This window comes from Dactylosporangium sp. NPDC049742 (assembly GCF_040674675.1).
GTDB classification, from domain to species: domain Bacteria; phylum Actinomycetota; class Actinomycetes; order Mycobacteriales; family Micromonosporaceae; genus Dactylosporangium; species Dactylosporangium maewongense.
In genome coordinates this window covers 87,139-106,609 of sequence record NZ_JBFANF010000013.1, presented here as the reverse complement: position 1 = coordinate 106,609, position 19,471 = coordinate 87,139, and the positions used below count along the sequence as shown (strand labels likewise).

At 70.7% G+C, this 19,471-nt stretch carries 23 protein-coding genes and 1 pseudogene; 15 read left to right on the top strand and 9 right to left on the bottom strand.

Annotation, left to right across the window (positions count from 1 at the left end; all coding sequences use genetic code 11):
• Positions 1–23: 23 nt before the first annotated feature.
• The 5 genes from AB0J72_RS18740 (at position 24) to AB0J72_RS18720 (ending at position 4,989) form a co-directional block, all read left to right on the top strand.
• On the top strand, positions 24–515 hold the full coding sequence (locus tag AB0J72_RS18740) for a quercetin 2,3-dioxygenase (RefSeq protein WP_363400273.1): 492 nt from the start codon (positions 24–26) through the stop codon (positions 513–515).
• A gap of 93 nt (positions 516–608) precedes the next feature.
• Positions 609–2,855: a catalase gene (locus AB0J72_RS18735; RefSeq protein WP_363400271.1), complete on the top strand. Its 2,247-nt coding sequence runs from the start codon at positions 609–611 to the stop codon at positions 2,853–2,855.
• 128 nt (positions 2,856–2,983) lie between these two features.
• Positions 2,984–3,112 carry a hypothetical protein gene (locus tag AB0J72_RS18730; protein WP_363400269.1) on the top strand — a complete coding sequence of 43 codons (129 nt, stop codon included), beginning with the start codon at positions 2,984–2,986 and terminating at the stop codon, positions 3,110–3,112.
• The gene (locus tag AB0J72_RS18725) at positions 3,091–3,966 is read left to right on the top strand and encodes a hypothetical protein (RefSeq protein ID WP_363400268.1); all 876 of its coding nucleotides are present in this window, start codon (positions 3,091–3,093) and stop codon (positions 3,964–3,966) included. The genes AB0J72_RS18730 and AB0J72_RS18725 overlap by 22 nt, the downstream gene beginning before the upstream one ends.
• A gap of 54 nt (positions 3,967–4,020) precedes the next feature.
• Positions 4,021–4,989 (top strand): hypothetical protein, encoded by a 969-nt coding sequence (locus AB0J72_RS18720; RefSeq protein ID WP_363400267.1) that lies wholly within the window; start codon positions 4,021–4,023, stop codon positions 4,987–4,989.
• 3 nt (positions 4,990–4,992) lie between these two features.
• Here the strand turns inward: AB0J72_RS18720 and AB0J72_RS18715 are convergent, their stop codons facing one another.
• On the bottom strand, positions 4,993–5,574 hold the full coding sequence (locus tag AB0J72_RS18715) for a dihydrofolate reductase family protein (protein WP_363400265.1): 582 nt from the start codon (positions 5,572–5,574) through the stop codon (positions 4,993–4,995).
• Between the two features lie 114 nt (positions 5,575–5,688).
• Here AB0J72_RS18715 and AB0J72_RS18710 point away from each other — a divergent pair, with 114 nt between their 5' ends.
• The gene (locus tag AB0J72_RS18710) at positions 5,689–5,979 is read left to right on the top strand and encodes a hypothetical protein (protein WP_363400263.1); all 291 of its coding nucleotides are present in this window, start codon (positions 5,689–5,691) and stop codon (positions 5,977–5,979) included.
• Here the strand turns inward: AB0J72_RS18710 and AB0J72_RS18705 are convergent.
• Both AB0J72_RS18705 and AB0J72_RS18700 read right to left on the bottom strand, forming a co-directional pair.
• The gene (locus tag AB0J72_RS18705; RefSeq protein WP_363400261.1) at positions 5,976–7,403 is read right to left on the bottom strand and encodes a hypothetical protein; all 1,428 of its coding nucleotides are present in this window, start codon (positions 7,401–7,403) and stop codon (positions 5,976–5,978) included. The genes AB0J72_RS18710 and AB0J72_RS18705 overlap by 4 nt on opposite strands.
• A 10-nt stretch (positions 7,404–7,413) precedes the next feature.
• Complete coding sequence (locus AB0J72_RS18700; protein ID WP_363400259.1) at positions 7,414–8,373, bottom strand: hypothetical protein; 960 nt, start codon at positions 8,371–8,373, stop codon at positions 7,414–7,416.
• An 88-nt stretch (positions 8,374–8,461) separates the two neighbouring features.
• On the opposite strand from AB0J72_RS18700, the gene AB0J72_RS18695 reads away from it, so the two are divergent.
• Positions 8,462–8,908: a GNAT family N-acetyltransferase gene (locus AB0J72_RS18695; protein ID WP_363400257.1), complete on the top strand. Its 447-nt coding sequence runs from the start codon at positions 8,462–8,464 to the stop codon at positions 8,906–8,908.
• On the opposite strand, the pseudogene AB0J72_RS18690 reads toward AB0J72_RS18695, so the two are convergent.
• Positions 8,839–9,144 (bottom strand): annotated as a pseudogene (locus tag AB0J72_RS18690) (ADP-ribosylglycohydrolase family protein); the annotation flags it as partial. The gene AB0J72_RS18695 and the pseudogene AB0J72_RS18690 overlap by 70 nt on opposite strands.
• Positions 9,145–9,250: 106 nt before the next feature.
• Between AB0J72_RS18690 and AB0J72_RS18685 the strand changes: the two are divergent.
• From AB0J72_RS18685 to AB0J72_RS18675, 3 genes are all read left to right on the top strand, one after another.
• Entirely contained in the window at positions 9,251–10,525 is a 1,275-nt protein-coding gene (locus tag AB0J72_RS18685; protein WP_363400255.1) for a barstar family protein, read from the top strand.
• Between the two features lie 121 nt (positions 10,526–10,646).
• The gene (locus AB0J72_RS18680) at positions 10,647–10,832 is read left to right on the top strand and encodes a hypothetical protein (RefSeq protein WP_363400253.1); all 186 of its coding nucleotides are present in this window, start codon (positions 10,647–10,649) and stop codon (positions 10,830–10,832) included.
• Between the two features lie 96 nt (positions 10,833–10,928).
• Positions 10,929–11,273: a VOC family protein gene (locus AB0J72_RS18675; protein ID WP_363400251.1), complete on the top strand. Its 345-nt coding sequence runs from the start codon at positions 10,929–10,931 to the stop codon at positions 11,271–11,273.
• A gap of 26 nt (positions 11,274–11,299) precedes the next feature.
• On the opposite strand, the gene AB0J72_RS18670 is transcribed toward AB0J72_RS18675, so the two are convergent.
• Both AB0J72_RS18670 and AB0J72_RS18665 read right to left on the bottom strand, forming a co-directional pair.
• Positions 11,300–11,989, bottom strand: coding sequence for a hypothetical protein (locus AB0J72_RS18670; protein ID WP_363400249.1), 690 nt, complete (start codon positions 11,987–11,989; stop codon positions 11,300–11,302).
• Positions 11,990–12,056: 67 nt separating this feature from the next.
• A complete protein-coding gene (locus AB0J72_RS18665) occupies positions 12,057–12,344 on the bottom strand; it encodes a hypothetical protein (RefSeq protein WP_363400247.1) in 288 nt (95 codons plus the stop codon).
• Positions 12,345–12,464: 120 nt separating this feature from the next.
• On the opposite strand from AB0J72_RS18665, the gene AB0J72_RS18660 reads away from it, so the two are divergent.
• The 3 genes from AB0J72_RS18660 to AB0J72_RS18650 all read left to right on the top strand — a co-directional run bounded on the left by AB0J72_RS18660 (position 12,465) and on the right by AB0J72_RS18650 (position 14,770).
• Positions 12,465–12,749 carry a hypothetical protein gene (locus AB0J72_RS18660; RefSeq protein WP_363400245.1) on the top strand — a complete coding sequence of 95 codons (285 nt, stop codon included), beginning with the start codon at positions 12,465–12,467 and terminating at the stop codon, positions 12,747–12,749.
• Positions 12,750–13,018: 269 nt separating this feature from the next.
• Positions 13,019–13,360: a hypothetical protein gene (locus tag AB0J72_RS18655; RefSeq protein WP_363400243.1), complete on the top strand. Its 342-nt coding sequence runs from the start codon at positions 13,019–13,021 to the stop codon at positions 13,358–13,360.
• A gap of 63 nt (positions 13,361–13,423) precedes the next feature.
• Positions 13,424–14,770, top strand: coding sequence for a hypothetical protein (locus AB0J72_RS18650; protein WP_363400241.1), 1,347 nt, complete (start codon positions 13,424–13,426; stop codon positions 14,768–14,770).
• 331 nt (positions 14,771–15,101) lie between these two features.
• Here the strand turns inward: AB0J72_RS18650 and AB0J72_RS18645 are convergent, their stop codons facing one another.
• A complete protein-coding gene (locus AB0J72_RS18645; RefSeq protein ID WP_363400239.1) occupies positions 15,102–15,767 on the bottom strand; it encodes an HAD-IA family hydrolase in 666 nt (221 codons plus the stop codon).
• A gap of 205 nt (positions 15,768–15,972) precedes the next feature.
• On the opposite strand from AB0J72_RS18645, the gene AB0J72_RS18640 reads away from it, so the two are divergent.
• Both AB0J72_RS18640 and AB0J72_RS18635 read left to right on the top strand, forming a co-directional pair.
• Complete coding sequence (locus AB0J72_RS18640; RefSeq protein WP_363400237.1) at positions 15,973–16,431, top strand: hypothetical protein; 459 nt, start codon at positions 15,973–15,975, stop codon at positions 16,429–16,431.
• A complete protein-coding gene (locus AB0J72_RS18635; protein WP_363400235.1) occupies positions 16,428–17,969 on the top strand; it encodes a hypothetical protein in 1,542 nt (513 codons plus the stop codon). The genes AB0J72_RS18640 and AB0J72_RS18635 overlap by 4 nt, the downstream gene beginning before the upstream one ends.
• Before the next feature lie 25 nt (positions 17,970–17,994).
• Here AB0J72_RS18635 and AB0J72_RS18630 read toward each other — a convergent pair whose 3' ends face one another.
• Both AB0J72_RS18630 and AB0J72_RS18625 read right to left on the bottom strand, forming a co-directional pair.
• Positions 17,995–19,011, bottom strand: a complete 1,017-nt coding sequence (locus AB0J72_RS18630) for an endonuclease/exonuclease/phosphatase family protein (RefSeq protein WP_363400233.1) — start codon at positions 19,009–19,011, stop codon at positions 17,995–17,997.
• Between the two features lie 30 nt (positions 19,012–19,041).
• Positions 19,042–19,458, bottom strand: a complete 417-nt coding sequence (locus AB0J72_RS18625) for an NUDIX domain-containing protein (RefSeq protein WP_363400231.1) — start codon at positions 19,456–19,458, stop codon at positions 19,042–19,044.
• Positions 19,459–19,471 lie beyond the last annotated feature (13 nt).

Genomic DNA, 19,471 nt, shown 5'->3' with positions numbered 1-19,471 from the left:
CGGTATGGCGAATGAGGTGGGGCATGTCAGACACGGAACCGGTCCGCCCGTACGTGCGGCGCGACGGCGAGGGTGAGGCGCTGTGGTTCCTCGGCAGCCTGGTGACGGTCAAGGCGACCGGTGCGCAGACGCGGGGGCGTCTCACCGTCGTCGAGTTCGTCAATCCGCCCGGCTTCGCGCCACCGCTGCACCGGCACCTGGAGGAGGACGAGCTGTTCTACGTGCTGTCCGGCACGGCGCAGTTCCACTGCGACGGGCAGGTGCTGTCCGCCGGCCCGGGTGACTTCGTCCTGCTGCCGACGGGACTGCCGCACTCGTTCGTCGTCGGCGCCGACGAACCCCTGCGCACCCTGCAGATCACCACGCCGTCGGGGTTCGACCGGTTCGCCGCGGCGGTCGGCGAGCCGGCCCGGGCACCCGGGCTGCCCGACCCCGGACCGATCGATCCCGTCGCCCTCGGCCACGCCGCGGCCCAGCACGCGATCGAACTCCTCGGACCCCCACCCGGGCACTGAGCCCACACCGAACGCTGGGCGGAGAAGTTTGTCCGGACCTGCCACGGGTAGCGCGGAAAGCCTGCATGAGTCCACTTCATGGAGGTACCCGCCATGGCCACCAGCAAGCCCGCGAAGGCCGTCAAGCACGCCGTCGAAGCCGCCGCAGAGAAAGTGGCCGACCTGCTGACGCCCGACGTGCCCGGGTCACCGGGCAGCGGGACGCCGACGATCGAGGAGCCGACGACACCGGCGCCGCCGCTGCCGGCGAAACAGGACCAGGGCGGCCCCGACCCGCGGACGCCGACGGGGGAGAAGACCGGCGCGCCGGCCGCGGCGAACGGACAGCAGGGCGCATACCTGACCACGGCGCAGGGCGTGCGGCTGCGCGACACCGACCACTCGCTCAAGGCCGGGCCGCGCGGGCCGACCCTGCTGCAGGACCACCACCTCCGCGAGAAGATCACGCACTTCGACCACGAGCGGATCCCGGAGCGGGTGGTGCACGCGCGCGGCGCCGGCGCGCACGGCGTCTTCACCGGCTACGGCACCGCGGACTCGTTGACGCGGGCCGGCTTCCTCAAGAAGGGCAAGGAGACCGACGTCTTCGTGCGGTTCTCCACGGTACTGGGGTCCCGCGGCTCCGCCGACACCGTGCGCGACACGAGGGGCTTCGCGACGAAGTTCTACACCGAGGAGGGCACGTTCGACCTGGTCGGCAACAACATGCCGGTCTTCTTCATCCAGGACGGCATCAAGTTCCCCGACATCATCCACGCCGGCAAGCCGCACCCCGACCGCGAGATCCCGCAGGCGCAGAGCGCGCACGACACGTTCTGGGACTTCGTGTCCCTGCACACCGAGGCCCAGCACCACGTCATGTGGAACATGTCCGACCGGGGCATCGCCCGCTCGTTCCGGATGATGGAAGGCTTCGGCATCCACACGTTCCGGCTGGTCAACGACGCCGGTGACACAGTACTGGCGAAGTTCCACTGGAAGCCGAAGCTCGGCGTGCACTCCCTGGTGTGGGAGGAGGCGCAGATGCTCAGCGGCATGGACCCCGACTTCCACCGCCGCGACCTGTACGACGCGATCGAGTCCGGCGCCTACCCCGAGTGGGAGCTGGGCGTCCAGGTGTTCCCGGACACGCCGGAGGAGACGTTCGCCGGGATCGACCTGCTCGACCCGACAAAGATCGTGCCGGAGGAGCTCGCACCGGTGCAGCCGGTCGGGAAGATGGTCCTCAACCAGACACCTCGGGACTTCTTCGCCGAGGTCGAGCAGGTCGCGTTCCACCCGGGCCACCTGCCGCCCGGCATCGACGTCACCAACGACCCGCTGCTGCAGGCGCGGCTGTTCTCCTACCTCGACACGCAGATCACCCGGCTCGCCGGCCCGAACTTCGCGCAGATCCCGGTCAACCGGCCGCACGCGCCGGTCAACGACATGCTCCGCGACGGCTTCCACCAGCAGGCCGTGCACGCGGGGGTCGCACCGTACCGGCCGAACTCCCTCGACGGAGGTAACCCCTTCGTCGCCGGAGACGCCGAGCACGCCTACCACGACGCCCCGGTGACCGTCGCGGAGGCGCCGAAGATCCGCGCCAACCCGGCGTCGTTCGACGACCACTTCAGCCAGGCCCGGCTGTTCTGGGCCAGCATGTCGCCGGTGGAGCAGGAGCACATCGTCCGCGCGTACACCTTCGAGCTCGGCAAGTGCTACGAGCAGGCGATCAAGGAACGGCAGCTGCAGGCCCTCGCGAACATCGACCCGGTGCTGTGCGCGCAGGTGGCCGCCGGGCTGGGCCTGCCCGCACCGCAGCCGGCCGCGCCCGTGGCCGCGGTGACGCCGAGCCCGGCGCTGTCACAGGTGGGGCACACGTGGCCGCCGGACGGCCGCACCGTCGGCGTCGTCGTCGACCCTGAGGGCGACATGGCCCATGTACGCCCCCTCCGCGAGGCCGTGTTCGCCGCCGGCATGGTGCCACTGCTGATCGCGCCGCACGGCGGGATGGCCGACGGGCTGCCGGTCCAGCGGACGTTCGCCACCGGCCGGTCGATCGAGTTCGACGCCCTGCTGCTCGCCGCCGCACCCGTCCCCGCACCCGACGCACCCCCGTCCCGCGACGCCAAGCCCGCCGCCGTCGACCCGCGGGTCCTGCTGCTGGTCGAGGAGTGCTGGCGGCACGCCAAGGCGATCGGCGCCTGGGGCGCGGGCACCACCGTGCTGGCCGCGACCGGCGTCACCGGCTCGCCGGGCGTCGTCACCGGCGACGCCGCCGACGAGGTCTTCGCGGACGTGCTGCGGCTGATGGGCGCGCACCGGGTCTGGGAGCGGTTCCCGGCCACGATCGTCTGACCCCCGTACCGCCGCTGAGGACCCGTGCCGCGAGCGGGTCCTCAGCGGTCGCGGTGACAACCGGCCCGCAACCGGCTCCGGCTCACCTCCCGGCGCCCGCCGCCGATCACAGCGGCATGGTTCCTGCGGTGCTGCGGTCCTTCGTCCAGCGGGACCTGATGCGTGCACTGCGGCTGTTCTTCCTGGTCTCCCTGGTCATCTGCGCGATCGGGCTGACCGTGCAGGTCGCGCGCACATGGGCGTCGGCGCGGCAGTGACCCAGTCGTGCGCCGCGGCGGAGCTGCTCGTCATCACGCTGCGCGCGATCGAGCTCCGGCGGGCGCGCCCCCTGCCGATCTGGGCGGACGCGGTCGAACTGGCCGACACGGCGGCGCAGGCCGTCCGCGACTCGTTCGCCGAGCAGCTCCACCTCAGCTGCGGCCCGGTGCAAGGCAAGGGCCTGGAGCTCCGACGACGTACGGGCGAGACTCACCGTGCTCGCTCAGTGGATCATGCGGGAGACGCCGCGCGGGCAGTGAGCGTCGGGGATCGGTGGCACGATGACCGGGTGTCGCATCGGCGGGCGGTTCTCGGGGTGGGTGCGTTCGTGCTGACCTTCGCCGCGCTCGCTGTCACGGCGCTGGTGATCGAGCGGATCGGACCAGCCCCTGCGCCGGTGCAGGGGCCGGCGGCGAAGCCGCGGCTGTTCGCATGCAACGTGCCGCAGGGCGCCGACGCCGGCTACTGCGCCCGCGTCGCCAAGGACGACGGCTGGCGCGCGGCCGTGACCGACGAGGCCCGCGCCGACCTCAGCGCCGTGGTGGGGCGCATCGACGACCTGCTCAACCCCGAGCCGACGTGCCGTGCGGTGCAGGAGACGCCCGGCGGACCGGCCAGAAGGCAGTGCGACCGGGTCCTGCCCGACCCGGCGGTGCTGCTCGCCCGGCTCGCCGACGCAGGGTTCACCGGCGCGGTCGTCCGCCCGGCCCGTGACGGCGATCCAGCGCCCCAGGACTCCCTGTTCTACGCGGTCCCGGTCCGCGGAGTGTGCGTCGTCGGAGCGGTCACCGGCCTCCCCGAACGAATCGGCGGCCGGGTCGCGGGCACGCTGGCAACCGGCGGCTGCGACTGACGCCGGGAATCACGGCACCGGCATAACGGCCGGATCGGCGGGTAGCGTGCCGCGGTGAACGCACGGACGAGTGAGCCACGCGTCGGCATCACACCGAACCTGTTCGGCATCGCGTACGGGCTGACAGGCCTGGCCGGATGCTGGGGCTACGCCGCGGTGCTCGGATTCGCGCCCGCCCTCGTGTCCGACATCCTGTGCATCCTGGCGGCCGCGGTCTGGCTGACGCTGCTCGTCGGCTACGTCACGCAGGTGTCGCGGCGAGCCGGCGGCTGGACCGCCGAAATGGCCGACCCGGTGCTGGGACCGTTCATCTCGATGATCCCGATCGTCGGCATGCTGCTGTCCATCGGCCTGATGCGGCACGACCGCGGGGCGGGTCAGTGGCTGTTCGGGGTGTTCGCCATCATCACGGTCGTGCTGGCCGGGTGGATGACCGGACAGTGGATCGCCGGCGGCCTCGACATGGACAAGCTGCACCCCGGGTACGTGCTGCCCACGGTCGCCGGAGGGCTCATCGCCACGATCGGCGCGGCGCTCGCCGGCTGGCCGGGCCTCGCCCGGGTGTTCTTCGGCCTCGGGCTCGTGTCGTGGCTCGTCATCGAGTCGATGATCCTGGCCCGCCTGTACTTCCGCGGGCCGCTTCCCCCGCAGCTGCAACCCACCCTGGCGATCCTGGCGGCGCCGCCCGCCCTCGCCGGCCTGGCGTACCTGGCCATCACGCACGGCACGGTCGACGCCGTGGCCTTCGGGCTCGCCGGCTACACGCTCCTGGCAGCCCTCGTCCAGCTCCGGCTCATCGGCGTGTACCGCCACCTGCGCTTCAGCTCCGGGTTCTGGGCCTACGCGTTCCCGTACGCGGCGGTCGCCACCTTCGCGCTGCACTGGATCGCCTACGGCCACCTGCCGGGAGCCCGGATCTGGGCCTGGGTCGTCATCCTGGCGATCACCGCCTTCGTCGCCGCTCTCGCGGCCGAGACGACGGCGGCGCTCGCCCGGCACCGCTTCCTGCCGCAGCTGCGCTGAACCTCACCGCCGGCGGGTCGGCCGGTACACGAGCTCCTGGGTGCGCCCGTCGAGGGTCCGGCTCTCGAGCAGCTCGAGGTCGAAGTCGGCGGCGCCCTTGAGGATCGGGCTGGTGCCGGTCAGGCCGGAGATGACCGGGAAGATGGTCACCTGCACGCGGTCGACCAGGCCGGCGGCCATCAGCGCCCAGTTCAGCGACAGGCTGGCCTGCGAGCGCAGCGGTACATCGGACTCCTCCTTGAGCCGCTTGACGATGTCCACCGCGTCGCCGCTGACGATGGTCGCGTCGGGCCAGCCGAGCGTGTCCCGCAACGTGGAGGAGATCACCGTCGCCGGCATCCGCATCGTGCGGACGTTCCATTCGTCGAGCGTGTGGGGGTCGATGCCGGAGGTCATGATCTCGGCGTTCTCCCGGAAGGTGGTGGCGCCGAAGACCATCCGCTGCGGGGTGTCGAACAGCGCGGCGCGGTGCGCGAGCAGCTCGGGGCCCTGCTTGCTCCAGTAGCCACCCCAGTCGCCGGGCTCGGCGTAGGAGCCGTAGCCGTCGAGCGTGGAGAAGACGTCCCAGGTGTAGACCGCGGTCATGTCGGTTCCCTTCGGTTCGTGCGGCGGCCCTCTGTCGGCCGCCCTCACTCATGTCTACGAACGGCCGCCACCCGATCCGACACACCGCACCAGGATATTTCCGCCGGAGCGCGCGTGCCCGAAGTCGCCGAGCGCACGGGACAGCACTGGGGGCGTCAGGTCGTCGCCAAGGTGCCGACCGAGACGCTGCGGCAGATCAACAGGATCCTGGGCAGGAACTTCATCACGAGGTACGGGACGAAGCAGGGCATCATCGTGCTCGGCCGGGTGGCGCCGTTCGGCATCGGCGCGGTGACCGGCGGTGGCGCCAGCCTGGCCGTGCGGGCCGCCCGCCGCGCGTTCGGCCTGCCTCCGGCGGTGTGGACGTACGAAGGCGAGGTGGTGGACGTCGGCGACGCTCCTTAGGCCGCGGTTCCGACCCGCTGGACGTCGCCTTCCCACCAGTCGCCGGTGATGCCGGAGGCGAGCGCGATGTCGCGGGCCGCGGTGTACGCGGCGAGCGCGCCGTCGCGGTCGCCGAGCGCCTCGCGGGCCCGGCCGACCGAGCCGAACAGCGCGTTGGCGCGGAAGAAACGCTCCCGGTCCTTGCCGCCGTCCACGGTGGTGGGGGTCGTGTCCGCCGCCTCCGGCCCGGCCGTGCGCAACGCCCGCTCGCTCAGGTCCTGGGCGCGGGCGCGCAGCGCGGCGGCCTCGTCGTCGCCGGGCGTGTAGGCCCGCTTCTTGAGCAGCCGTTCGATGCCTTTGCGTGCGGTGTCGCGTCCGTACCGGCGGACCTGCTCGACGAGCCACAGATCCTCACCGGCGGCCCGCAGCGCGGTGGCCTCCGCGGCCCGGGCCAGGGCCACCGCGCGCCTGGCGGCGAGACCGCCCGCGAACCGGACGTCGTTCCAGTACGGCCCGCCACGGTTCCGTTTGGCGTCCGGCGCGCCGATGGTCCGTTCGACCAGAGCCCAGTCGTCGTCGGCGGCAGGGTCGCCGACCGCCAGCCGGCACTCGTGCCGGGCCGCGGCCAGCTCGGCCACCCGGACGCCGCCGTCGACGCAGGCGGTCAGCCACGGGATCGCCTCTGCGTACGCCCGCTGCCGGGCCAGCGCCAGCGCCATGTCCTCGGCCCCGCCGAGCGCCACCATGCCGGCGGCGTCGGGGTCGGTCGTCGACGCCAGCAGGAACCGGAGCGCCTCGTCGTGCTTGAGCCCCTCGGACCACATCCACTCGCCGATCGCGTGCGCGGACAGGTGCGCGAGGGCCAGCCGGTCGAACGGGTCGCTCACCCCGACACCGGCCTGCAGCGCCTTGACGGTACTGGTGGCGTTCCAGGACCTGCGGCCGGCGATCCGCTCCACGACGGGGCTGCGGCGCTGGACCTCCGCCAGCAGCGATGATGGCACCTGGTGGTGACCGGTGTACTCCTTGTCGCTCGTCCACGGCGGGACACCCCAGTCGCCGTCGGTGGCTGCCAGGAGCCGATGGACGAGGGCCGCCTCGGTCCGCTCGCCCGCCGCTTCCAGGCAGGCCGCGGCCTCGCGCAGCGGCGCTCCGGCGTACTCGTCGTCGAACTGCGCCCAGTCGCGTCCCTCGTTGCCCTCGCGGATCAGCGACGGGATGACCACCGGCGGCGGCAGGACCGCGGCCCAGAACCGGTGCGCCAGCACCGCGTAGGCGGACAGCCGCCCGACCACGCGCCGCTCGGCCCCGTCGACGTCGACCGTGAGCTCCAGGTCCGGCCCGTTCACCTCGACCCGGAACGCCGGCACCGGCCGCGTCACCCCGAGCCAGAACTCGGCGTACCCGGCGAACACCGCCGACAGACTCCCGGCCAGCTTGGACATGCGCCGAACCCTACTGCCCGGTGGCTTCCTCGCCGTCGTCGCGCCGCGGGGACGCGCTCGGGAACTGCGGCACCGGGTACCGGCCGGACAGGACCAGCACCAGGAAGTACAGCAGGCCGGTGTCGACGTCCCACGGTGCCGTGTCCGGACTGGCGATCCGCAGGCCCTGCCAGGCGCCGTCCCAGTACGGATCCGCGAGCAGCGACACCACCGCCCCGTTGGTGGTCGTGGCGACCGGCAGCGTCCGCGCCGACTCGACCCGCAGCACACCGACGAGCGGGCCCGGCGCCGGAACGGGCAACGCCTCGGGCGGGGTGAGCGTCAGGTACCCGTCGAACGTGCCGGGACCGTACTGCTCGATGAGCCAGCGGTAGTCGTCCGGCAGCTCGACGCCGATCCGGGCCGACACCGCCGGCCAGTCGACCGGTCCGGGGCGGGGCGCGGGTCCGGCCAGCTGGGCCAGCCGGCCGGGCAGGTCGGCGCCGTACGTCAGGTCGACCTCGACCGTCAGCGGCAGGTCGGTGTCCTCCTGCACCGCCGCCACGGTCACCGCCCAGTGCCCCGCCATCAGCCGTACCCGGGTGCTGTGGTCGGCGCACGGATCCAGCGCGAGGGGGTCGGCGGGCCCCAGCCCGAGCCGGTCGGCGACGATGCCGACCATCGCCTCGGCGTCGTCGTACAGCTGATTGACGGCGGCCTCGTAGGCATCGTCATCGGCGAAGTCGTCGGGGTCGAGGTCTCGCGGGCAGCCGAGGTCGGCGACCACGACGGACACGGTGGCGGTCGTCCAGTTGGTGTGGACGCCCACCCACACATCGTCGGGCCGCTCCTGGGCGCCGGCCAGCACGCCGTCAAGCTCCTCGCTCGTCGGCAGATCAACCAGGCGAGCCAGCTCGCGCGCGAGCGCCGCCACGCCGTCGGCCACCACCCGGCAACGCTCGGCCCGGCCGTCACGCTCAACCTCGCTCATACCGACTACAGTGCACCCGACCGTGGCACCGGGTCACACCGGTACGTCGCCCGGGCGTGCCGCCGCCTGATGCTGGCACGATGGATCGATGGTGACGATTCGACGGTTCGACAATGCCGACGCCCACGCCGTGGCCGGCATCATCGAACGCTGCCTGCGCGAGGTCAACAGCCGCGACTACCCGAGCGAGATCATCGACCGGATGTGCGCCCACTTCACCGCGCAACGCGTCCAGGAACTCGCCGCGCAACGGCAGATGTTCGTCGCCGAAACAGACGGGATCACCGGCACGATCTCCCGCGCCGGCAACAAGGTCCACAGCATGTTCGTGCACCCGACGTCCGCCGGCCGCGGCATCGGACGGCTCCTGCTGCACCACATCGAGGCGCTGGCCGCGACCGACGGCTACGACCACATGGAGACCAGCGCGAGCATCACCGCCCACGACTTCTACCGCCGGCTCGGCTACGTCGACGTCCGCTCCATCGAGACGGACTTCGGCCTGAACCACATCCTGCGCCGAGTCCTGCCCTGACGGCCGCCGTCCACCTCCCGCCGCGGTACCGTCACCGGCCGCACAACGAGTCGGCGGCGGTGCCGAACTCGTCGCCGAACTGCAGCAACGACATCTACGCGGCGGGGATGGCGGATGCGCCGCGGGTCGTCGTGGGTGACGGCCGAGATCTCCATCGACTCCCGGACCCTGCGGCCCTGATTGGCGATCGCCACCGCGGTCGGGATGCAGCGCGTCAGCGACCCGTTCCCGGCCCGCCCACGCCGGCGCCACCGGCGCGTGGGTCACCGGTCCGCAGGTACCGCACCAGCCAGGCACCCGCGCGACCCCGTCGCGGCGTCTCCGGCGGGTAGGGTCTCGGCAATGACGATGAGCGCCGGTCCCGAGGCGGCCCTGCCGCCCGAGCAGCGGCGGTGGACGTGGGAGCGTCTGGTCGGCCCGCGCTGGCTGCTTCTCGGCGACGTCGGCTCCGAGGGCTCCTACGAGGACGACCTCCCGCTGGCACTGTGCGCGGAGATCGACGGACTGTTCGTGGACCTGCCGCCCCGTCCCCGGGAGCGGTTCACGCTCGTCGGCTGTACCCCTGGCGGCGCGCTTGCCGACCTCCTCGATCGGCTGCCGACCGAGGCACTCGGCACCGATCAGGCATGGCTGGGCGACGTCTGCATCGCGGCGCCTCCGTCACCGTCGGGCACGCCGCCGGAATGGTGGGGCGAGGACCTCGGCGACGTCGTCGTGCTCGCGCAACGACCGAACATCGCCGTGCCGGGAACCGTGGACATCGATCTCAGCGGGTTCGTTCATGTCTACGACCGCACGGACGCCGTGGTACGTCCCGGCGGGGTAGCCGAATTCCTGCTCCAGGGCTTGGACGAGGAGCCCTACGGCACATGTCGGGACGTCGCCGGAGTGTTCCGCGATCGGGCCGCACCACCCGTACCGCAGGTGCGGCTGCTCGGCTGCCGGCCGGAACCTCCGCTGCTGACCGCGCTCGGTGCGCTCGGCCAGTCGACCAAGGCAAGTCTGCGTCGCCGTCGCATCCGCGCCGACGTGCACGTGGTCGCCGCCGACGGTTCGGCCGATGAGGTCATCGGTGCCGTGGTGTCCGGAACGGTCATCGCGAGCGGGCCGTCACGGCTCGGTGCCGGGCTCGTCGACGTGACGGTCGACCGTGATCCGGGGGAGCCGCTGCCTGCGGGGATCCTCGGCATCCTGGAGCATTGGCACACCGGACGGCCCGACGGGAAGAATCTGTGGGCCGGCTACGACCGGGAGCTGCGCCATCACTGGGCCGGCGTGGCGCTCGCCCACCGGTCCGGTGCGCCGGACCGGCCGGCCGGCACCACGTACGACCTCGACGGCCGGTTCGTGACCGACATCGAGGGGTTCTACTGCGCGATCGGCGAGGCGATCAACGGCCCGGGTGGATACTTCGGGTGGAACCTCGACGCCCTCGACGACTGCCTGCGCGGGACGTTCGGCGCGCGGGCACCGTTTCGTCTGGTGTGGCACGACTCCGCCGTCGCCCGCGCGCACCTCGTCGTCGGCTACGACCGGCGCCGGCTGGGTCCGGCGGTGACCTTGGAGTATCTGCTGGACATGCTCACGGCGCACCAGGTTGAGATCGACTTGCGGTGAGCCGCAGGCCGACACCGGCAACCGCTGCGCACCCATGACACGCTCCACTCGTGCGACCCTGTCGGAGCACCACGTCACGTTCGGCTGCCGATGGGGAGCGGTCGAGGGCCATGACCAACCGATGTGTTCGCTGACCACCGGCGGCGACGTGTTCGGCGATGATCCGCTGTTCGGCACGAAGCTGGACCGGCCGGCGGCGCTGAACAGCCCGCTGCTGCCGGAGTTCTGGGAGATGGTGGACTTCCTGCTGCTCAACGACCCTGTCGTAGCCCCGTTCGTGCAGTCCCACAACGCACGACTCCGCTGACGGCAACAGGTCGCCCACCCCATCGGGCCTCGGCCTGCCAAGGACTTCCGTAGCCTGTACGTTATGGCGGTCCGGCTCAATCACACCATCGTGCACGTGCGTGACCGGGGGCGTTCCGCTCGGCTCCTCGCCGAGCTGCTGGGCCTCGCGGAGCCGGTTCCGTACGGTCCGTTCCTGGTCGTCGAGCTCGCCAACGACTGCTCACTCGACTTCGTGCAGGACGACGGTGACATTCGTCCCCAGCACTACGCGTTCCTCGTGTCGGAGCCGGAGTTCGACGAGATCCTCGCCCGCATCCAGGCGCACGGACTGGCGTACTCGGCGGATCCCTTCCACCGGCAGCCTGGCAGGATCAACACCAACGACGGCGGCCGCGGGCTGTACTGGCAGGACGCCGACGGGCACAACCTCGAGATCATCACCGTGCCGTACGGCGGCTGAAGCCGGGCGCTGATCGCGCTGTTCCGTTACAACTCGACGTGCCGCCAGGACGGACCGGCGTACGCCGGCGGGCCCTCGTGGTCCACGATCATGCTGTGCCACCGCGCGGGCCAGTCGGCAGCCGGTCCGGCGAGCATCGCCCGCACCGCGGCGGCGCTCTCGTCGGGCCGCTGCGGGTCCCACGGGGCGTCCACCCAGATCTGGTACTCGTCCGGCTCCTCGAGCCACACCTCGAGTTCCCCGGTGCCGATCATGCGGACCCATACGCCCTCGACCCCTGACGGCAGGGCAACGCCGGCGAGGATGAGCCGCCCGGCCCGGTGCATCGCCGTCTCCCAGCTGCGGTCGGCCTCGATGCGGGCAACCTCGGCGTCGTACGCCGCGGCATCGAATAGGATCGTGCGCCGCTCGCCCACATAACGAACGCCGCGCCGATCACCCACCTCCCAGCGCACCACGTCGCCCTCGCGGCGAACCCGCGCCTCGATCGCGCAGCAGTCCGGGCCACAGCTCGGGCAGCAGGCAAGCGTCGCGGTCGTGAACTCGCCGGTCGCCACGAAGCGGTTCACTGGTACAAGCGCATGCCACGGGTCCGGGCCGTCATCGCCGTTGGCGTGGCTGACGTCGACGCCGTCGATCCGCACGATCACCCGCACCTGCTCGCGAGCCCGCGCATGCAGCGCTTTCTCCATCGACAACGACAGCAGCGACACCACAACCGCATCCTATGGCCGCGCGCATCTGCCGATGAGCGCGCGGGGGGTGCAGTGTTGTGAGCGGACCTCAGCCGGCATCATTCCGGTGGTACGGCCGTTGGATGTCCCGCGCCGTAAGTGCCGATTCGTAGAAGCGCAGCATGTTGGTCATCTCCTCGACCGCGTAGTCGAGATCGTCTAATGCTTCGCTGTCGCCTGCGGCGTGGCGCAAGCGGCCAGCCGCATCGGCAAGCTGTCGATGCAGCTCGGCAAAGGTGTCGCCCTGTACATGGATCCCAGGAAAAGCGCGGCCATCCAGCCAAGTCACCGCGACGTTCCCGCCACGCGCGACTACGCGCGCCTGCTCATCGTTCACGTGACGATGCTCGCATCGCAGGCTTCTGAACGACCAGGTCGGGCATCCCCATCTGCCGCGATCCGGGCGGTCCCGGTTGGTAGAGCGCCTGTGCCCGCGACGCTGAGTAGTCTCGTGTCCGTGTCTGACAAGGCCGAGCGACGGGCGGCACGCGAAGTGGTTGCTGCGTACCACGAGACCGAGTTGAGCGAGCTTGTTGCCCGCGTTGGTGAGGCTGTCGACCGCTACCGTGCCGGAGAGCTCGACGCCTTCGAGGTTGACCAAGTGCTGTTCCAGTACTCGCGAGCGGCAAAGGAGCTCTGGAAGTACTGCAACTACGGTCAGGTGGAGATCGCCGCGGAGATCATCAGAGCGCAGCCGCCCCACGACTGGTGGGAGCGGGGCGCTCCGCGACCGCGGTCCTGACCGAGGCCGCGCAACACCGTCGGGGCATCCGGATCTGCCGCCGTTCGGGTGTTGGCTCGCCGGAAGCGTCACAGTCGGTGACCGGCAGGGAGGTCACGAAGGTGGCCGGGCTCGTAGGATCTCTTGGTGGCTGATCCCTCTGGTGTGTCTCGAAGCTCGCTGAACCGTGTAGTTCCGATGATTGCCCCAATGCCAATGGCCGAGCTGCCTGCGCGGGTTTGGCGTGAGACGAGTGGGCGCGGATCAACCTGGGTTACGCGGCACGGGACATGGATGAGAAGTGGAACGTGTTCGTTGAGGGCCAGACGGCGTTCCTGCATCGCAGCTGGACTGGCAATGGGATCTACGAGGCGTCGTTCGCGGCGGTAGATGACGGCGGGTGGCGGATCTGCACGGCTGCGGTGGAGTCAGAACCCGCTCGCCATCGGCGCCGCTCTGATCGGCACGACCGGGTGATGCTCGAACTCGTCCTGAGCGCAATCGTGCTGGGCGAGCCGGCGGCGGACCTGCGCGCTGAACTGGTTGCGCTCGTGATGGAGGCGTCTGGCCAAACGAACGTGCCGGCCGGTGCTCTACTGCACAGCGCGCTTGGGCTGCGGACCGAGCGGTAGGGCTGCACGACCCGGCGTTGCACAGGGATCAATGCGATGGGCAGTTGATCGAACGCGCGGCCGATGATCAGATTGGCTGAAACGCGCACATCTGCTGCGATCCGCGCGGCACGTAACAGCGACGAGCGCGCGGCGGTGATGGCGGTAGGCTCCCCGGTCGTGGCGGACGACATCGCGGTTCGGCTGGCGGGTGTTGCGGAGCGGCTGGCGGCGTTGGCCTGCCGGGATGACCTGGCCGGTGAGTACGGTGTGGCGCGTCATCGATTCCGGCTCCAGCGGCCGGCGGCGGAGTCGGTCGTCGCCGAGTTCGAGACGAGGCACGGGGTCCGGCTGCCTGAGCCTTACCGGCGCTTCGTGATCGAGGCCGGCGACGGCGGGGCGGGGCCTGGCGCCGGGTTGTTGCCGCTCGCCGACGTCTGCGCGGTCGACTGCGGGTCGGGCTGTTCGCCGGGGCACTTGACGCGTGCGTGTCCGTATCTGCCGGGCCCGCGGTACCCCGGATGGTCCGAGGAGCTGTACGAGGATCCACCGGGGCCCGGCTGGATGTGGCTGCCGGGCACTCTGCTGGTGTGCGGCGGGCAGTTGCAGACCCGCCTGGTCGTGACCGGGCCGGCGCACGGGCGGCTGGTCAACGTCGATTCCGACTACGAGATCGGACCCTACGTCGTCGACGACCCGGACTTCCTGTGCTGGTACGAGCGGTGGCTGGACGAGGTCGACGAGGGCATCCAAGGCTACTGGTTCGGCGAGAAGCCGCCCGGTGGCGAGGCCGAACTCGTGGCGATCCTCGACCGCGACCCGGCGGCGCACCGGCGGGCCCGAGCAGCGCAGTGGCTGTGGGAGTTGCCCTCGCTTGGCTTCGCCGGGCGGGACGCACTGCGACACGCCGCCGCAAGCGACCCGGACGCGTTTGTCCGCGCAATCATCGTTGCGGCCGCTCAGGGACGGGTGAACCGCCACGGCCTGTGGACCGTCTCAACCGATGACGTGTCTCGGTACGCGCGGTCGAGCGCGGGCATCGCGGTCGAAGCTCTGGCCCATCTCGACCGGCTCACCCTCGATGACCTCGAACCGGACCTGTACGGCACGGACGTCGAGCGGCGCCGCACGGCGGCCACCCTGCTGGCGTTTCACCTTCGCGGCGCCCCGGCAGACCGGTGCCGGACGGCGATCGGGCGGCTGCTCGATGACCCGGACAAGGTGGTCCGCTCCCGCGCCGTGCTGGCGGTTCGCACCTTCGGGCTCACCCACCTGCATCCGATCCTCGAAGCCATGCTGATGACCGAGCCCGAGCCATGGAATCGGCACCATCTGCGGTGGACACTCACCGGACATACCTCCGGCATCTGGTCGAACGACGACCTGAAGCGCGAGGCTGACCGACGCGACCCGGACGCCGGAATTGTTTGATCACGTACGCAACTCACGCCGCGGCGCCGACATGGAGATCGTCGCGCTTCGTGGCGGCGGTCCGGCGGTGCAGAATGCCGCTTGTGCGTAGCGAGCGTCTGAGCTTCTCCGTTGATTCGGTCCAGGTCGTGCCGGGCGGCTGGCGGTTGGAGGGCGAGCCGGACTATCACCCGCGGCATTGGGCTCGCCCGGGAGACCGCTTCGACCACGCCTGCCGCGAGCACGGTCGTAAGCCGCAATACCTCAGCCGGTGGCTCGGCGGACCGCACTCCTACGCTCGCTGACGACGTGATCGCGGCTTGCGGCCGTCGTTGCAGTCACCCGCCAGGTGTCAACGGCGAAGCCATTCTTGAATGAGTGGCTTCGCGTCGGTGAGGCTGCTGACGACGTGGTGGGCGTGGGTCAATTGATCGGCGGAATGGGTGGTGGTCAGCCCGATCACGGTCATCGCTGCGGTCCGGGCCGCTTCGACTCCGGCGGGAGCGTCCTCGATGACCAAGCACCGCTCGGCTGGCGTCCGGAGCAGTTCGGCTGCGCGGAGGTAGCCTTCCGGGTGGGGTTTGCCGCGCGTGACGTGGGTGTTGTCCACCAGAATCGGAGGATCGGGCAGCCCGCCGGCGCGGAGCCGCTGCCGGACAGTCTGGGCACGGCCGGAGGTGACCACGCCCCACCGTTCAGCGTGAAGCATCTGCAGGACCGCTGCGGCATCAGGGTAGACCGGGAACGCGTCGCCTTCCTCGGCCATGAAGTCACGTACGAGTCGGTACTCAGCTTCGGCGTCGAGGCGGGGTGCGACGGCGGCGATGGTGTCGACCGCCCGCATGCCGTGGGTGTGAGACCAGACGGTCGTCGGGTCCAGGCCGCGGTGCAAGGCCCAGCGAGTCCATATCCGCCGGTATGCGGCGTAGGAGTCGACCAGCACGCCGTCGACGTCGAACAGCACGGCAGCGCCTTGTACTTGTCCGCTCATCGTATTCGGCGGCATCTGGACGTCCATCCACTGATCATCCCTTGTTCGACCGTGGCGCACTGACCCGCCGCTGGTCTTGCGCGGCAACCGGCTCGAAGACCGTCACGCTTCGTGGTGACCGGCGGGCGCATCGAGCCGTGCGGTTGTGCGCGCTCGTGACCTTGGCTGATTGGGCTCATCGTCCGTCAGAATCAGACGGGGATGCGAGTGGCGGGAGGTGTGGTGTCGGTGAGTGCGTCGTCCGGCACGACCCCCTCGTCTGGGCCTGACCGGCGGCCCGCTGCCGGGCGATTCAACGTCGACATCGTTCTTCATCACAGCCCGGCTGGCTGGGCAGGACACCCGGGAAGCGTTCACCACCGTCCTCCTCGAGCAACTGGCCGCCCTGATCGGGCAGGACCTGCCCGGCACGATGAACGAAGCCAATCGCGAAGCGCACCTGCACGACCTTCTCGCCCAAGCCGCCGCCAGCTGCCACTCCGCCGGCGGGCGTCTCGTTCTGGTCGTGGACGGTCTCGACGAAGACCGCGGCGTCACCCTCGGACCCGACGCCCACAGCATCGCCGCGCTTCTACCTGCCAACCCACCCGCGGGCATGCGGATCATCGTCGCTGGCCGTCCCAACCCACCTGTCCCGGACGACGTCCCCGACTGGCACCCCCTACGCGACCCCGGCATTGGCCGTCCGTGACACCTGAATATCTCCTCAACGGCTACACCCGATTGCTCGCCGAACTCGGCGATCTTCCCCGGTTGGTCACCCTTGTCGCCGACATCACGCGCCAAGATCGGCTCCTCGGCATCACCGGCGCTGACACCGCGGCCCTCACCGACATCGCCACCGCCTTCTCCGTACTGGTCGCACAGCCGCCACCCGACCTGCTGGCCGCGCTACGCCTCTCCTGGCACCGGGACCGACTCGCCGACCGTAATGCCGACATCCCCACCAATCTTCCGGCGGTCTGGGTCGCGCTCGGCCAACCCGACCGCGCTGAAGCGCTCGCCCAGTCCATCACCGGGCGGGACGCGCGGGCGAAAGCGCTGACCGGCCTCGTCGCCGCGGTCGCATCCGTAGGCGACCACGGTCGGGCGAACGCGCTGGCGGCCCAAGCCGAACAGATCGCCCGTTCCATCGCCAGTCCGAGTTCGCGGGCGACAGCGTTGACCGACCTGGCCGGCGCCGTGAGCGCCAGCGACCACAACCGTGCCCAGGACATGGCAGCTGAAGCCGAACAGATCGCCCACTCCGGGGCCGACTCACTCTTCGGGCCTTCCCGGTTGATCAACTTGGCCACCGCGGCCACCGCAGTGGGTGACCACGACCGAGCCGAACGCCTCGCACTCCAGGCCGAACACCTCGCGTTTTCCTCCGCTCGCGACCCTGAACAGCAGGCGCGGGAGCTGACCAGCCTGGTCACCGTGTTCAGCGCGGCCGGCGACCGTGACAAGGCAATGGCGCTGGCATCCCAAGCCGAACAGGCGGCCGGCTCCATCATCAATGCGGACGAGCGGACGCAGGCGTTGAAGGGGCTCGCCACCGCAGTCACCGCCGCCGGTGACCACGAGCGCGCCGCCGAGATCGCCCGCTCCCTCGCCGATCAGGAAGCGCAGGCACAGGCACTGACTGATCTGGCAACCGCGATCGCCGCAGCCGGCGACCTCAACCGGGCCAACGCGCTAGCAATCGAAGCCGAACAGACAATCCGCTCCATCACCAGCGAAGATCGCAAGGTACCTGCGCCGACCGAGGTGGCCACGGCGCTCGCCGTCATCGGCGATCACGACCGAGCCGAGAAGATCGCCCGGTCCGTCACCGACTCATACTGGCGGGCAGCCGCGTTGACCGACGTCGCCAAGGCGGTCGCGACCTCCGGTGACATCAAGCGAGCCGAGAAGATCGCCCGAGCGGTCGCGGGCTCCAGTCGGCGGGCGAAGGCGCTGACCGACCTGGTCGCCGCTGTGACCGCCGCCGGCGACCATGAGCGCGCCACGGCCCTGGCAGCGCAAGCCGAACAGACCGCTCAGTCCATCGCCGATTCGCTGTCGCAGGCGAAGGCGTTGACCTACCTTGCCGCAGTTGTTGAACCCGGCCGCGCCCGAAGGTTGATCGCAGAAGCGCTCGCAGTCGGGCACTGGACAACCCCGCTCGAGCACATCGCCCGAATCGACCCGACAACAATCCGGACCTTCTTCGACCAGTTCGTGACGTCGTGGGTCCCGCTCTCGTGAACACCACCGGGAACTTCCGCGCGGGTCAGCCGCCGGCCTTCGGGAGCACGAGTTCGGCGTACACGGCCCGGTGGTCGCTCCCCGCGACGCGATGGATCACGACCTTCCGGACACCGACGCGCTTGTCGGCGAGGATGTGATCGAGCGTCACGCTCGGGAAGTACCACCGGTTGTCGTAGGGCCACGACGCGGAGAGACCGGCGCCGGCGGTGTCGGCGGCGTCGTGGTACCCCTTTGCCACCACGCGGCGGAACGCCTTGTGGTCGAGGGTCGAGTTGAAGTCGCCCATGAGCACGTTGACCGGCCCGCTCGGGGCCGCCGCCGGCTGCGCCGCGAGATCGGCCAGCCAACAGGCGTCCGACACGCGGCCCATCGGCGCACACGGGTGCGCCGACTCGACGTACACCTCCGGGGCGCCCGGCACCTGCACGCTGGCGTGCGCCTGCATGAAGCCGCCGTCGAGCTGTCGGTACCCCTTGTCGGCGAGCGGGAAGCGGCTGTAGACGGCCGAGCCGCCCGCGTCGGCCCGCGGATAGGTGACCGCGTCCGGCAGCGTCTCCTCCAGCCCGGCCGCATGCAGTGCGGCACGCCCTTCCGCGGTGTACTCCTGGACGGCGAGCAGGTCGACGGCGCCGTCGCGGACGAGGCGCACGATCTGGCCGGGGTCGGCCTGGCCGTAGAGCATGTTGACGGTCATCACCCGCAGCGTCGGCCCTGTCTGAGCCCCGGCGTCGGTGGCGGCGATCCAGCGCGGCAGGACGCACGCGGCGAATGCGACCACCACCCCCGCCGCCGCGACCGCCGCCCAGATCCGTTTCGTCAGCGCCGCGAGCGCCAGCGGCACCAGCGAGACCACCGCGACGTACGGGGTGAAGGCGATGAGCTGGATGGTCGGGTAGCCGTTCTCCAGACCGAACACCCGCACCGCCACCCATACCGCGAACGGCGCGATGAGCAGCCACAGCAGCACGGTCAGCCACCGCCGCCGCCGTAGGGTCGCAGCAGGCGACGTGTCCGGCAGAGGTTCCTCGGTGCTGATCATCCCGCTAAGGGTAGGGGACCGGGCAAGTCGTCACGTGGCGAGCACGGCGGTGAGCATCGAGAGGTACGACTCGTGGGCGAGCCGCAGGCCGCCGAGGTCGGACGTCTCGAACCACGCCATAGCGTCGTGTTCGTCCGGCGCGGCGTTGACGGGTGTTCCGGTCCACCTGTCGACCAACCAGATCTGCATGTCGAACGTCGCGGTCCGGATCTCGTGCATCGGCGGGCTGGACGGCTCCGGTGCCGTGATCCCCAGCTCCTCCCGAAGCTCGCGGACAAGGCTCTCCTTCGGCTCCTCGCCCTCGTCGACATGGCCGCCCGGCAGGTCCCACACGTCGGGGTACCAACGGCGTCCCGGGTTTCGATGGCACAGCAACACCCGATCGCCGTCGCGAAGAACGGCCGCAACAATCTGGACCCGACCGGAGTCGTCAGCGGAGATCGTCATCGGCACATTCTGA

What these genes read in the sequence shown, in the direction of transcription:
- AB0J72_RS18740 (WP_363400273.1), top strand. Translation starts at nt 24, where the DNA reads ATGTCAGACACGGAACCGGTCCGCCCGTACGTGCGGCGCGACGGCGAG.
- AB0J72_RS18735 (WP_363400271.1), top strand. Translation starts at nt 609, where the DNA reads ATGGCCACCAGCAAGCCCGCGAAGGCCGTCAAGCACGCCGTCGAAGCC.
- AB0J72_RS18725 (WP_363400268.1), top strand. Translation starts at nt 3,091, where the DNA reads ATGGGCGTCGGCGCGGCAGTGACCCAGTCGTGCGCCGCGGCGGAGCTG.
- AB0J72_RS18715 (WP_363400265.1), bottom strand. Translation starts at nt 5,574, where the DNA reads ATGACCGCGGTCTACACCTGGGACGTCTTCTCCACGCTCGACGGCTAC.
- AB0J72_RS18705 (WP_363400261.1), bottom strand. Translation starts at nt 7,403, where the DNA reads ATGTCCAAGCTGGCCGGGAGTCTGTCGGCGGTGTTCGCCGGGTACGCC.
- AB0J72_RS18700 (WP_363400259.1), bottom strand. Translation starts at nt 8,373, where the DNA reads ATGAGCGAGGTTGAGCGTGACGGCCGGGCCGAGCGTTGCCGGGTGGTG.
- AB0J72_RS18695 (WP_363400257.1), top strand. Translation starts at nt 8,462, where the DNA reads ATGGTGACGATTCGACGGTTCGACAATGCCGACGCCCACGCCGTGGCC.
- AB0J72_RS18685 (WP_363400255.1), top strand. Translation starts at nt 9,251, where the DNA reads ATGACGATGAGCGCCGGTCCCGAGGCGGCCCTGCCGCCCGAGCAGCGG.
- AB0J72_RS18680 (WP_363400253.1), top strand. Translation starts at nt 10,647, where the DNA reads ATGTGTTCGCTGACCACCGGCGGCGACGTGTTCGGCGATGATCCGCTG.
- AB0J72_RS18655 (WP_363400243.1), top strand. Translation starts at nt 13,019, where the DNA reads ATGGATGAGAAGTGGAACGTGTTCGTTGAGGGCCAGACGGCGTTCCTG.
- AB0J72_RS18650 (WP_363400241.1), top strand. Translation starts at nt 13,424, where the DNA reads ATGATCAGATTGGCTGAAACGCGCACATCTGCTGCGATCCGCGCGGCA.
- AB0J72_RS18645 (WP_363400239.1), bottom strand. Translation starts at nt 15,767, where the DNA reads ATGGACGTCCAGATGCCGCCGAATACGATGAGCGGACAAGTACAAGGC.
- AB0J72_RS18630 (WP_363400233.1), bottom strand. Translation starts at nt 19,011, where the DNA reads ATGATCAGCACCGAGGAACCTCTGCCGGACACGTCGCCTGCTGCGACC.
- AB0J72_RS18625 (WP_363400231.1), bottom strand. Translation starts at nt 19,458, where the DNA reads ATGACGATCTCCGCTGACGACTCCGGTCGGGTCCAGATTGTTGCGGCC.